Source organism: Escherichia sp. WS3227_2, assembly GCF_046486495.1.
In the GTDB taxonomy this organism is placed as follows: Bacteria; Pseudomonadota; Gammaproteobacteria; order Enterobacterales; family Enterobacteriaceae; genus Escherichia; species Escherichia coli.
On sequence record NZ_JBJQLG010000007.1, the window covers coordinates 144,594 to 157,692 of the forward strand.

Annotated in this window: 9 protein-coding genes and 2 pseudogenes; 2 read left to right on the top strand and 9 right to left on the bottom strand. The window is 47.5% G+C overall.

All coding sequences use genetic code 11. The features are described from left to right. The first annotated feature begins 5 nt into the window (after nt 1-5). Nucleotides 6-407, top strand: coding sequence for a nickel-responsive transcriptional regulator NikR (gene nikR, locus ACJHXB_RS11940; protein WP_001190062.1), 402 nt, complete (start codon nt 6-8; stop codon nt 405-407). 119 nt (nt 408-526) lie between these two features. Here the strand turns inward: nikR and ACJHXB_RS11945 are convergent, their stop codons facing one another. The 8 genes and pseudogenes from ACJHXB_RS11945 to ACJHXB_RS11980 all read right to left on the bottom strand — a co-directional run bounded on the left by ACJHXB_RS11945 (nt 527) and on the right by ACJHXB_RS11980 (nt 10,008). After that, on the bottom strand, nt 527-886 hold the full coding sequence (locus ACJHXB_RS11945; protein ID WP_000593557.1) for a type II toxin-antitoxin system HicB family antitoxin: 360 nt from the start codon (nt 884-886) through the stop codon (nt 527-529). Next, a pseudogene (locus ACJHXB_RS11950) lies at nt 883-1,156 on the bottom strand (type II toxin-antitoxin system HicA family toxin). The gene ACJHXB_RS11945 and the pseudogene ACJHXB_RS11950 overlap by 4 nt, the downstream one beginning before the upstream one ends. 72 nt (nt 1,157-1,228) lie before the next feature. Further along, nucleotides 1,229-2,353, bottom strand: a complete 1,125-nt coding sequence (locus tag ACJHXB_RS11955; protein ID WP_001469404.1) for an ABC transporter permease — start codon at nt 2,351-2,353, stop codon at nt 1,229-1,231. After that, nucleotides 2,353-5,088 carry a ribosome-associated ATPase/putative transporter RbbA gene (gene rbbA, locus ACJHXB_RS11960; protein WP_000149145.1) on the bottom strand — a complete coding sequence of 912 codons (2,736 nt, stop codon included), beginning with the start codon at nt 5,086-5,088 and terminating at the stop codon, nt 2,353-2,355. Before rbbA ends, ACJHXB_RS11955 begins: the two co-directional genes overlap by 1 nt. Beyond that, complete coding sequence (locus ACJHXB_RS11965; RefSeq protein ID WP_410233499.1) at nt 5,085-6,152, bottom strand: HlyD family secretion protein; 1,068 nt, start codon at nt 6,150-6,152, stop codon at nt 5,085-5,087. Before ACJHXB_RS11965 ends, rbbA begins: the two co-directional genes overlap by 4 nt. Nucleotides 6,153-6,214: 62 nt before the next feature. Further along, nucleotides 6,215-6,328 (bottom strand): protein YhiY, encoded by a 114-nt coding sequence (gene yhiY, locus ACJHXB_RS11970; RefSeq protein ID WP_001296785.1) that lies wholly within the window; start codon nt 6,326-6,328, stop codon nt 6,215-6,217. A gap of 189 nt (nt 6,329-6,517) precedes the next feature. Then, nucleotides 6,518-8,140: a DUF4049 domain-containing protein gene (locus tag ACJHXB_RS11975; protein WP_001604918.1), complete on the bottom strand. Its 1,623-nt coding sequence runs from the start codon at nt 8,138-8,140 to the stop codon at nt 6,518-6,520. A 261-nt stretch (nt 8,141-8,401) separates the two neighbouring features. Next, nucleotides 8,402-10,008 (bottom strand): annotated as a pseudogene (locus ACJHXB_RS11980) (YhiJ/YhiL family protein). 382 nt (nt 10,009-10,390) lie between these two features. On the opposite strand from ACJHXB_RS11980, the gene ACJHXB_RS11985 reads away from it, so the two are divergent. Next, nucleotides 10,391-11,443 carry a DUF2776 domain-containing protein gene (locus ACJHXB_RS11985; RefSeq protein WP_001028900.1) on the top strand — a complete coding sequence of 351 codons (1,053 nt, stop codon included), beginning with the start codon at nt 10,391-10,393 and terminating at the stop codon, nt 11,441-11,443. A 313-nt stretch (nt 11,444-11,756) separates the two neighbouring features. Here the strand turns inward: ACJHXB_RS11985 and ACJHXB_RS11990 are convergent, their stop codons facing one another. Next, on the bottom strand, nt 11,757-12,959 hold the full coding sequence (locus ACJHXB_RS11990; RefSeq protein WP_000439201.1) for an NAD(P)/FAD-dependent oxidoreductase: 1,203 nt from the start codon (nt 12,957-12,959) through the stop codon (nt 11,757-11,759). Nucleotides 12,960-13,099 lie beyond the last annotated feature (140 nt).

A 13,099-nucleotide genomic window follows, 5' to 3' on the forward strand; every position in this document is an offset into this window, starting at 1 on the left:
CGCAAATGCAACGAGTCACCATCACGCTTGATGACGATTTACTGGAGACGCTGGACAGCCTGAGCCAGCGTCGTGGCTATAACAACCGTTCCGAAGCTATCCGCGATATTCTGCGTAGCGCCCTGGCGCAGGAAGCTACCCAGCAGCACGGCACACAAGGTTTCGCGGTGCTGTCGTATGTGTATGAACACGAAAAACGCGACTTAGCCAGCCGTATTGTCTCCACCCAGCATCATCACCACGATCTCTCGGTTGCTACTCTGCATGTGCACATTAATCACGACGACTGTCTGGAAATCGCCGTGTTGAAAGGTGACATGGGCGACGTGCAGCATTTTGCCGATGACGTCATCGCCCAGCGCGGCGTGCGGCACGGGCATTTGCAGTGCCTGCCGAAGGAAGATTGAGTTATTTCTAAAACGAGGAAAGAAAAGATATTAACTGAACTTAATTTATAAAATTAAGTTCAGTTGCATAGATAGATCCTGTAAAGGCAGATATTCTGCGTAATGTACGCCGCTAAAATTTATAAATGATTCAAACGCTCATTTAGCGTTTCAATAATATAAGTATTTACAGAGACTTGTTGCTGCGCAGCCGCATTAGTAAGGCGTTCACTCAGCGATTCTGGATAGCGTAATGTAAAAGTCTTAATCTTTTCTGTACGCGCATACGGCTCAATACCCGCAGCTTTACAATCCTCAAGATACTCTCGCAGGGAAAGCTCCCCTTCTTTTTGCAGCCCCTGAATGCTGTCAGAGACAAAATCACAATAACCTGACAAGCCCAGGAATTTGCCACGAAATGCATTCAGTTCTGGCACGTAAGTGATAACAGCAGGTTGCCCGGCAATCTCCATAGAGTTTGGCGTCTTCAGTTTGATCATGGTTTTACCCCTATACTTAGTAACCAGTCACGAACGCTTTCTACAGCGCCTTTATCGGTATCTGGCGACGGATGAGGCCGATGGAAACACGCAACGCTCATATTTAGTATGAACTTACAACGCGAACCTCTTCCTTCCTTAATTTCTCCGCCTAATGCTTTAACCAGTGACTCTATATCAGACCACTTGATCCCTTGAGGAACAGGAGTTTTAAATATTTGATCCAATGTATTTTTTTTTCTTCCGTAAAGCCTGTACCTTGGTTCTCATGGCATGTCCTTATGACTTCACTTTATGACATCAATAGTATGACATCACAATATGAAGTCAAGTTTCGCTTCCTTACGCCATTGTCCCAATCGTCTTCCTGAATCGCAGCAGCGCGATAGTGAAAAATGCGCCGCCAATTGCCATCAGCGTCAGGAACTTCGGCCAGACGATTTCGAATCCGGCACCACGGTAGAGGATGGCCTGCGCGAGGCTAACAAAGTGTGTCGTCGGCATGGTCAGCATAATGTCCTGCACCATCTGCGGCATACTTTCGCGCGGCGTGGAACCACCGGAAAGCATTTGCAGCGGCAGCAGCACCAGAATCACCAGCAGCCCCAGTTGCGGCATTGAACGCGCTATCGTCCCCATAAAAATGCCGATCGACGTAGTGGCAAACAGACTGAGCGCCACGCCAAGCATAAATAGCGGGATCGAGCCTTCAATCGGTACGCCCAGCACGCCTTTTACCATCAGCACCAGCGATAATCCCGATACCACCAGCACCACCAGCCCCATCGACCAGACCTTCGCCATCATGATCTCAAACGGTGTTATCGGCATCACCAGTAAGTGTTCCACCGTGCCGTGTTCACGCTCGCGGATCAGCGCCGATCCGGTCAATACAATCGCCAGCATGGTAATGTTGTTGATGATCGCCATCACCCCGCCAAACCACGCGGGATCGAGGTTCGGGTTAAAGCGCATCCGGGTTTCCAGCGATACCAACGGTTCGCTATTATCACGGTAGCGCGCGACAAAGCTGTTCACTTCACCGTTGATAATATTCTGGATATAACCGTTGCCAGTGAATGCCTGGCTCATGCGCGTGGCATCGACGTTCACCTGAATATCCGGCTGGCGTCCGGCGAGGACATCACGCTGAAAATTAGGCGGAATATTTATCGCGAAGGTATAGCGTCCGGCGTCCAGTCCGGCATCCATCTCATCGGCGGTGATCATCTCCGGTGGCAAAAACCACGGGCGATAGAAGCTGTTAACGATCCGGTTCGACAACTGCGATTGATCCATATCGGCTATGGCGATCGGCGCGAGGTTCAACGATCCTGGCGTGACGGTCGCTGACGAATACACCGATACCGTAAACGAGAAAACAATCAACGTCAGCATCGCTTTATCACCGAGCAGACTGCGCAACTCTTTGATACCCAGATTAAAAATATTGCGTAAATGGCGCATCATCCCTCCTGTTTTTTCAGCAGCAGGATGCTTAAGCCCATCACCAGCGGGATGGCTATCAGCAACGGGATAAAAAGTTGCCACAAATCAGTCAGATCCAGCGCTTTCGAGAACGTCCCGCGGGCAATAGTCAGAAAATGACTGGTGGGGTAAACCTCGCCGATCCAACGTCCTGGACCTTCCAGCGAAGCTACCGGATCGATCATCCCGGAAAACTGTGTCGCCGGGATCAACGTGATAATCGCCGTACCGAAAATGGCGGCAATCTGGCTTTTCATAAAGGTGGAGATCAGCAGCCCCATTCCGGTGGCAATGATGATATACAGCAGCGCCGCCAGGGTGAGCGTCAGGAAACTGCCTTTATGCGGTACGCCAAACACAAACACCGACAGGCCGCAGAGCAGGAAAAAGTTCAGCATCCCCAGCGCAATGTACGGCAGCTGTTTGCCAAGCAAAAATTCGCTACGGGTGGTGGGTGTCACGTAAAGGTTGATAATCGACCCCAACTCTTTTTCCCGCACCACGCTAAGGGCGCTTAGCATTGACGGGATCATCATCAGCAGAAGCGGGATCACCGCCGGAACAATCGCTGGCAGGCTTTTTACGTCCGGGTTATAGCGATAGCGCGTCTCAATGTTCATCAGCCCGCTTTGGCTGGAGGGTGTGGATTGTCGGCTCGCCACATCCTGTAGCCAGCTCTGGTGCATAGCCTGCACGTAACCTTTTACCGTTTCGGCACGACTGGGCATCGCACCGTCGATCCAGACACCGAGTTCCACAGGCGTACCACGCGCGATATCGCGCCCGAAATTGGGAGGGATCTCAATCGCCACCGTGATATCGCCCGCACGCATCCGACGATCAAGCTCGTCATAACTGGTGAGCGGCGGCTGTTCGATAAAGTAACGGGAACCGGAGAGATTGAGCGTCCACGCCTGGCTACTGACGGTCTGGTCGCGATCGAGCACCGCAAAGCGCAGGTTTTCCACATCCATACTGATGCCGTAACCCATTATCAGCATCAGGATCACCGTTCCCATCAGCGCCAGCGTCGAACGTACCGGATCGCGTCGCAGTTCCAGTGCTTCGCGACGGCTGTAGCTAAACAGACGGCGCAGACTAAATCCCTGACGCGGCGCGTGGGTGGCGTCGTGTACCACGGGCGGCGCTTCGGCTTCGCTGCTCTGCCCTGCCGCTTCCTGCAAATAGGCGATAAATGCCTCTTCCAGACTGGCGGATCCGCGTTTCTCAACCAGTTCCTGCGGTGTCCCGCTGGCGAGCACTTTTCCGGCGTGCATCAGTGAGATACGGTCGCAACGTTCCGCTTCGTTCATAAAGTGGGTGGAGATGAAGATAGTCACTTTGTCCTGGCGCGAGAGATCGACCATCAACTGCCAGAACATATCCCTCGCCACCGGATCGACGCCAGAAGTAGGCTCATCGAGGATTAACATCTCCGGGCGATGAATCACCGCCACCGCCAGCGAAAGCCGCTGGCGAATGCCGAGCGGTAATGACTCCGGCAGAACATCTTCAACGTCGTTGAGCTTAAAACGCTCGCTCATTTCAGCCACTCGCGCGGGAATTTCCGCTTCCGGGATGTGAAACAAACGGGCATGTAACTCCAGGTTTTGCCGCACGGTGAGCTCGTTATAGAGCGAAAACGCCTGCGACATATAGCCCACCCGACGGCGAGTATCGATATCTTTTGGATCAACCGGTTGCCCGAACAACCACGCCTCACCTTCGCTGGCGGGCAACAGTCCGGTAAGCATTTTCATGGTGGTGGATTTACCGCAGCCGTTCGAACCGAGGAAACCAAAAATCTCCCCGCGTGGAATGCGGAAATTGACGTGATCAACGGCAACGAAGGAACCAAAACGCATGGTCAGATCGCGCGCTTCGATGGCAATCTCTGCGTTTTCAGGTTGATATGGTGGGATCACTACCGCCTGATGCGCCTGGCGTTGCGCTTGCGGTAACAGATTTATAAATGCTTCTTCCAGCGTGGCGCTTTGCGTTTGCTGCCGCAGCTCTTCGGCGCTGCCGGTTGCCAGCACTTCTCCGGCATTCATCGCTACCAGCCAGTCGAAGCGTTCGGCCTCTTCCATGTAGGCGGTGGCGACCAGCACGCTCATATTGCTCTGCCGCTGGCGAATACTGTCGATCAGATCCCAGAACTGGGCGCGGGAGAGCGGGTCAACCCCCGTTGTTGGCTCATCAAGAATCAACAATTCCGGGTCGTGGATTAACGCACAGCACAGCCCAAGTTTTTGCTTCATCCCGCCGGAGAGTTTCCCTGCCGGACGATCGCGAAACGGCGCTAACCCGGTGCTGGTCAGCAGCTCATTAATTCGCACTTCCCGCTCCGCTTTGTCGTGACCGAACAGGCGGGCGAAAAAATCGACGTTTTCATACACCGACAAGGTGTGGTAGAGATTTTTGCCCAGCCCCTGCGGCATCCAGGCAATGCGCGGGCAGACGTCGCGGCGATGCTTCGGGTCGCGCATATCGCCGCCCAGCACCATCACATTGCCCTGCTCAATGACGCGGGCACCGGAAATCAACGACAACAAGCTCGACTTCCCGACGCCGTCCGGGCCAATCAGCCCGACCATACAGCGGGCCGGAATATCGAGAGTGATATTGTTCAGCGCAACGGTTTTTCCATAATGCTGGCTCACGCCCGCCAGTTGCGCGACAGGCGGGACGGGAACCAGTTCCAGATGCGTCATTGCGGCAACCTCACCACCAGGTTGTCAGGCCACGGAAGTTCTTCATTCACCCGCACCCACGCTACGCCCGGCAAACCGGTTTTGACATATTCCAGATGCTGCTGGAGTAATTCCGGTGGGATACGCGCTTTGACGCGGAACATTAGTTTCAGCCGTTCATCGCTGGTTTCGACAGTTTTTGGCGTGAACTGGGCGACGCTGGCGACAAAACTGATGGTCGCCGGAATACGCAGATCTGGCGCGGCATCGAGGATCAGCCGTGCTTCACCGCCCAGTTTCAGCGTGCCCGCCTGTTCGGTTGGCAGGAAGAAGGTCATATAGACGTCGCTGAGATCGACCATATTCAGTACCCGACCACCTGCCGCCAGCACTTCGCCTGGCTCGGCAACCTGATACTGCACGCGTCCGTCACGCGGGGCTTTCAGTTCGCTGTCATCGATATCTGCGGCAATGCGCCGTTCAGTGGCTTGCGCGGCTTCGACGCGAGTTTGCGCCTGAATGATATTGGTGCGTGCCGCTTCTATAGCCGCTTTAGAGGCTGAAACCTGGGCTTTCGCCGATTCCAGCGCGGCTCGGGCGCTCTCGGCGGCGGCGCGATCGTCATCCAGCTGTTGCGCAGAAATAGCCCCCCGTTGGGCAAGCGAGCGGGAACGCGTATGACGTTTAGCCACGGAGTCCAGTTCGGCCTGGCGTTGATTAACCAGCGACTGTGCGGCACGAGTTTCGCTTTGGCGTTGCTCCAGCAAAGCCTGCGCGGCGGCAACGGCGCTTTGCGCTTCTTTGATTTGCGCGATGGCTTCCAGTCGCTGCTCCTGCAACACGCGAGTATCCATCTTCGCCAACACTTCGCCTTCGCGAACAAACTGGCCTTCTTTCACCAGAATGGTATCGATACGCCCGGCAATTTTGCTGGCGATATCCACTTCCGTCGCTTCAATGCGCCCATTACTGACGGCAAAGCCTTCCGGCACACCTGCCGGGCGCAACAGCCACCACGCCACGACGGCAGCCACCGCCAGTAACCCGACAACCCACCATGCCAGATGGCGCTTACTCTTATCCATAATCGACCCGCCATAATCCCTGTAAACAAACGACGCGTGTTACAACTGCCGCCGAACGACGTTCAGCGGATTCTTCCATCCGGGATAAGAAGGAAACGGCAAATACGACCAGCGCGCAGAGCATTGAGCGCCAATGGGGAAGGCTTAGTGAAAACGGGTAGTAATGTTGTCATCATCAGCATTCCTGGCCGTAAATGAAACACGCATACTCATAAGTGTGATCTATAAAACTGGCTGACAAAACGGTATCCATCCTGTTGGATAGCGTTTCACGCCTGTTCAGTTGCAGGAACAGAGCATTCCTTTTTACGTTTTATCAACAGTCTCAACCAGATAGTAACATTAATATTCATGTTGTCTATGGTTCAGAGCTGTAACATTGTGCGCCTTCTAATCAAAGGCATAAGTCCATTTCTGTTTTTTTCATGCTGGTAAGACTTCCAGGGAGTGGTTATCTCAGGCCCTGCACCAGGGTTAATTTGGCAATTATGCATGCTGAACATTCTTCCAGCATGTTTACTGTCACGGGCGTTAAGACCTAAAACTGTCCCCGTTTCACCTATGCGTTCTCTCCCACCATTTCCGTTATGTGCAACAACTTGATTTATACCTAACATTTGTGAGCATGCTAATAGTGCTTCAAGTTTAGGTCTGTAATCTGTCGAAACAGAAAAATAACGATTAAAGGATCGACAAGAGATAGCCCGGCTAGTTTTAAACTTTTTACCATTAATTATAGTATGGTGCTTTTTATTAATAATTGCCGCTAATTCGACCGGATCGAGAGCATTGGTCATTTCATCAATAGAGACTGTTATCGGTCCTATAATGTAACGTTTTCGCTGATCATCAAAAGTTATCCCATGATGATTTGCCATTATTTTGTATTTGGGGTCATAGAAACATACAGGATAATCTTTTATCCCAGCGTAGGTATCCTCATCAAGTGGTTTCATACGCGTGAAGTTCTGCATATAGTTACCATTGCAATTCGTTTCATGATTTCCAGCTAATACATGAACGTTTTCATTGATACTCATTATACGTTTTAACAAATCGATGATAAATTGATCGCCACAGATATTACTAAATCGATCGCCGGTTTGGTCGCCAAGAAACGTACATGGCGTCACAGCGTCTTTATTAATAACTAAATAAGGCTGAAGACTTTCTAAAACTATATCTCTTCTGTTCAGAATACTGATTATTGTATTAACATTAGTGTCAAGTTGCTCATTAAAGTTCTCCCTTAGCAATACGTTGAGAACTTCATCTTCTATATTAAGCAACTGGCTAAGGAAATTTTCTCCTTCAGCCATAACTCCCAAATGCCCCGTTGCGAAAAGCGCGTACAAAACTGCACCAACTGAGCCATCGGTATCGCCAAAATAGGTTGGTCTGGTACTTGTGGGATCAACAGGTGAACAATTGGAGAAATAGGTTCTGTCAGCGAACTGGGGTTTTATTATTGTTTCGAATTTAATATCTGATACATTGTATTGCGATATTTTCCAGTCCCAGACGGGTTTGTACGACTCAGTAACTGCAACATCATTAGCATCATCATTTACTGTCATATTATTAAGTAAATAAACAATGCTGCACCAATTAATATCGGTATTATCAAGAGGGCAACCGTAATTTTTACTATTAATTGTCACAATAAACTGATAACAGTTATTCCTACGCAGAATATGAGCGCGCATGCCCGATAGCATACTATATTTTTCTGAATGATTCGTTTGTATGGTAAATGAAATTTTGTCATCTTGAATAGATTGTTGGAAACGTTCTATTTGCCAATCATCAATTTTTTCCACAACTTCACCGAGCATTGTCCTGGCAATACTTGATATATCATCACCTATCCCATTTGCAATATACCCAAACAGTTCTTTAGTGAAGTTGGTAACATGCTCTTGCACCATATCATTTGTTGCGATTGTCGTTGTACTGTCGTTAGTGCCTGCCACAGTTCCAATTTTCATCTTTTACCTCATATAATTCACCGCGAGGAATGCATAGTTAACATTTAATCTTATGACATACACCTCATGTTCGATGGAAAAATAATTATATTTTGCACAAATCATTCAGCCTTAAATCATAATATGAAATTTCTTATCTCATAGCAGAGAAAGTCCCTAAAGATTGTAGAGGCGTCATCAGAACATGCCTCTACAATCGATTAAGAAAACCTATGAAATACTGGCAGGATTAAAAAGACATACCACCGTATTCATGGAGTTTTAATGAGATTGAAAACAACTAAGCCCTGAGGAATAAATTATTTTATTATTTTTATCACGTGCTTCCTTCAGGGAATTTAGCCCCATAATACCATTATCAAATTGTTGATTCTGATCTACCCCGAGCCCATGATGCCCATATTTTTGTCTAATGTATTTGCTGGGGTCTTCACCTTTGAGTGTCTCCCCACATATGAAGATACGTTCACGTGTTGGTCTGAAATCAGTAGTGTTATCAAAATAATTAGCATATACAGGTGTGGGTTTCAAAGTATTGCTTCGGATTAGATGGAATAGAGGATCATCCATGTGTTCTTTATGTTTTTTATTAAAAATATTGGCTAATTCTTCAGGATCAGTAGGATTTTTCATCTGATTAAATGGAACCTGCAAAGCACCGAGACAATAACATTTTTTTCTTCATCTCTTATTATTCCGTGATGACTGGTTAAAACTTGCCTTTCTGAGTCATAATTACAAACATCGAGCGTTTTAATTAAGTTATACGTATCACCGGCAGAGAGTTTATGATTTGCTAATCGTGCAGTATAGTTACCATTAAAATTGATTTCATGATTTCCAGCCAGAACGACGACATTTTTATTAATACGGCTATCTTTATTATCCTCCATATTTCGCATAGAATTTAGCAAAGTAAGGATATATTTATCACCAAAAATAGTACTAAATCTATCGCCTGTATGATCCCCAAGGAAGATACAAGGGGTTATCGCATCGTCCTTTAAAAAAACATGTTGATGCAACTCATTCAAGATCATGTCTCTCGTATTTAATAAATCGTAGAGCACTTTATTATTTTTATGTTTGTATTCAAATGAAGCCATGTCTTCGTGTTTTAATAATTCACATAATAAACTCCAACCCTTTTCCATGATGCCTATATGCCCTGAAACGAGCAATGCATAAAGTACAGCGCCTACTCTTCCATCTGTATCGCCAAAATAAGCCGTGTTGGCATTTTGTGGGTTAATCACACCACACTGTTTATAAAAGTCTATTTTTGAAAAAACAGATTTAACATAGCTATCAAACTTTTCCTTAGTAAACGTCTCTTTAGAGACATCCCAACGCCAGTCAGGTTTGAAATTACCACTAAGAAGAGTAAAGAAATTTCTCGCTATGATAGAAAGCCCATCAACTTTATAAATTACATCTGATTTATCTCCAGAGGAATTAATAAAATAATAACCGCCCTTACACTCAACAGTAACGGTAATGGGAGACGATAATTTTAACACATGCTTATTGTCTGGTATAATTGTAAAGATAAACGTGTCAGTAGTATTGTCGGCGAATCTATTATATTCTTGAATATCTATAGAAGGTTCACTATTGTAAAACCATACTTTCTCCATCTGGTGACTACGATCATTTACCTTCCAGTGACCATGTTGCAGGAAATAGATGATATGCAGGCCAAAATCGTTATCTATTTGCGAATGTTTATTCAGCTTATCAATTTCAACTATCTTTGCACGATGTTTTTTATCAACCTTGCCATGGTGTTGATGACCGTTAACTTTATCTGAATGCTTATCTTGATGGCTTGAAGAGATGTTTATAATCTGATTGTGAATTGCTTTCATAAATAACCTGTGATATTTTTGACTTGTTTGTAACAAAATAAATAATACATGTCTGAAAGACATATTTTCGACGATATAAAGCAATAATGCGTATATGTTCGCTGATTTTAAGCACCGATACTATCCGGTCTTTTACCAAATAATGAAAAAGAATCCCTCCCTGGAAGATAATTGTAAAAAACAACAGAATAAGAATTAATCTTAGGATAAATATTTATTTACCATGGCCTTTTGAACGCTGAAAAGTAGCGCTCTGCAAAGTAAATCCCGCTATAGTTATGCTATGCATTTGTCTTTAATGATATCTCGTCATTATATTAACAGGCTGAAATTATCATTAATGCACATTTCAATATTAGCAGGGATACCTGAGGAGTTTAAAGTGAACATATATATCGGGTGGCTTTTCAAATTAATCCCTTTGATTATGGGCTTAATTTGTATCGCGTTAGGTGGCTTTGTGCTGGAAAGTTCTGGGCAAAGTGAGTATTTCGTCGCGGGTCATGTGCTGATTTCTCTGGCAGCCATATGCCTGGCATTATTCACTACCGCATTTATTATCATTTCGCAGCTCACGCGCGGCGTTAATACGTTTTACAATACATTGTTCCCCATTATTGGCTATGCGGGGTCAATTATCACCATGATATGGGGCTGGGCACTGTTAGCAGGCAATGATGTGATGGCAGACGAGTTTGTTGCCGGCCATGTTATTTTTGGCGTTGGTATGATTGCCGCCTGTGTATCGACAGTGGCAGCGTCATCCGGTCACTTTCTGCTCATTCCCAAAAACGCAGCAGGGAGCAAGAGCGATGGAACACCGGTACAGGCTTATTCGTCATTAATCGGTAATTGCCTCATTGCCGTTCCCGTTTTACTCACCCTGCTCGGTTTCATTTGGTCTATTACGCTGTTACGTAGTGCCGACATAACTCCGCATTATGTCGCCGGTCACGTATTGCTTGGGTTAACCGCAATCTGTGCCTGTCTAATTGGCCTTGTTGCCACAATCGTCCATCAAACACGTAATACGTTCTCATCCAAAGAGCACTGGCTGTGGTGTTATTGGGTTATTATTCTCGGCTCAATCACGGTGCTGCAGGGCATATACGTGTTAGTCAGCTCCGATGCAAGCGCCCGACTGGCTCCCGGCATTATCCTCATTTGCCTCGGAATGATCTGTTACAGCATATTCTCAAAAGTCTGGCTACTGGCACTGGTCTGGAGACGTACCTGTTCGTTAGCCAACAGAATACCGATGATTCCCGTCTTCACCTGCCTGTTTTGCCTTTTCCTGGCATCGTTTCTTGCGGAAATGGCGCAGACCGATATGGGATATTTTATTCCTTCGCGGGTTCTGGTCGGTTTGGGAGCGGTATGCTTTACGTTGTTCTCAATCGTTTCAATATTAGAAGCGGGTTCTGCTAAAAAATAATTGCAACGTACCGGATAAAACCAGCGTTGACCATTTGCGTAACGCTGGTTTTTCTTAGGTAGAATGAAATAACGCAGCATTAATGCATAGTGGTTAAGTATAAAAAACAGCAAAGTTACTGTTTTTTTCAACCTGTTCATATTTTATAAAGATCTGGCCACTGGGGGAGTTTTAATCACCTTTCCCTCCACCTTATATTAAGCATGGAGGGTCTCAGTTCACAGGCTCATTAGAAAATAATCACAAGATAACCACTATCAAAATTAGCTCATTTTTAATGCGACTCTAATAATTTTCATCTTTAGGAAATAGCTCAGGACGACTTCGCTGCAATCAAATCCTGCGCACAAGCCCATGCACTCGACCACGCCCACTGGAAGTTATAGCCCCCCAGCCAGCCGGTGACGTCCATCACTTCGCCGATGAAGTACAGCCCAGGCACTTTGCGCGCTTCCATCGTCCGTGAAGAGAGTTCGTTGGTGTCCACGCCGCCGAGCGTCACTTCGGCAGTGCGATAGCCTTCAGTGCCGTTGGGTTGTACGCGCCAGTCGGTCAATGTGCTAATCAGTGCCTGTTGGTCACGCACGTTGAGCTGTTTTAGCGAGACATCCGGGATTTGCCCGAGTTGTTGTAAACGTTCAACCAACCGCTTCGGTAGATGAACCGCCAGTGTGTTTTTCAGGCTCTGATTCGGATGTGCATTACGCTGCTCATTCAGGAAGGTTTCGAGGTCCACATCCGGTAGCAGATTGATACTGACAAATTCACCCGGTTGCCAGTAGCTGGAAATTTGCAACACCGCCGGTCCAGATAAGCCGCGGTGGGTGAAGAGTAAGTTCTCACGGAAAACGGTGCCGTTTTCAGCGGTAATCACGGAAGGCACCGCCACGCCCGCCAGCACCTGTAACTCTTCGAGCAACGGTTTATGCAGAGTGAATGGCACCAGGCCCGCGCGGGTCGGCAGCACGTTGAGGCCAAATTGTTCGGCAATCTTATAACCAAACGGCGACGCGCCCAGCCCCGGCATTGACAGTCCACCGGTCGCGATGACCAGCTTTTCGCAACCGACAGTCATGCCGTTCAGTTCAAGCGTGAAGCCTGTTTCATCCTTCGCCACGCTCAGCACTTCGCTACGCAATCTGAAGGCCACATTGCCCTTCTCGCACTCATCCACCAGCATGTCGACAATCTGCTGCGCGGAGTCATCGCAGAAGAGTTGCCCTAACGTTTTCTCGTGCCAGGTGATGCCGTGTTTATTGACCAGATCAATGAAATCCCACTGGGTAAAACGCGCGAGTGCTGACTTACAAAAATGCGGATTCTGGCTCAGATAAGCGCCCGGTTCGACATAAAGGTTGGTAAAGTTGCAGCGCCCACCGCCAGACATAAGGATTTTGCGCCCTGGTTTTTTACCATTATCGATCAGCAGAACCCGGCGTCCTGCCTGACCTGCCAGCGCAGAACAGAACATACCCGCCGCACCAGCGCCTATAATAATGGCATCAAACCTTTCCACGTTGCGCTCCTCTAAGAAAAAACGGGCGTGAATTGTAAAGATTCCTCAGTGGTCGCACCAGCATCAATATTACTAAAAGGAAGTATTTACCTGAATTATATAAAATAATTATTTTTTGAGTGAAATCCATACAGGAGGCA

Excerpts from the sequence above, each read along its gene's own strand:
- nikR (WP_001190062.1), top strand. The coding sequence starts at position 6 with ATGCAACGAGTCACCATCACGCTTGATGACGATTTACTGGAGACGCTG.
- ACJHXB_RS11945 (WP_000593557.1), bottom strand. The coding sequence starts at position 886 with ATGATCAAACTGAAGACGCCAAACTCTATGGAGATTGCCGGGCAACCT.
- ACJHXB_RS11955 (WP_001469404.1), bottom strand. The coding sequence starts at position 2,353 with ATGCGCCATTTACGCAATATTTTTAATCTGGGTATCAAAGAGTTGCGC.
- rbbA (WP_000149145.1), bottom strand. The coding sequence starts at position 5,088 with ATGACGCATCTGGAACTGGTTCCCGTCCCGCCTGTCGCGCAACTGGCG.
- ACJHXB_RS11965 (WP_410233499.1), bottom strand. The coding sequence starts at position 6,152 with ATGGATAAGAGTAAGCGCCATCTGGCATGGTGGGTTGTCGGGTTACTG.
- yhiY (WP_001296785.1), bottom strand. The coding sequence starts at position 6,328 with ATGATGACAACATTACTACCCGTTTTCACTAAGCCTTCCCCATTGGCG.
- ACJHXB_RS11975 (WP_001604918.1), bottom strand. The coding sequence starts at position 8,140 with ATGAAAATTGGAACTGTGGCAGGCACTAACGACAGTACAACGACAATC.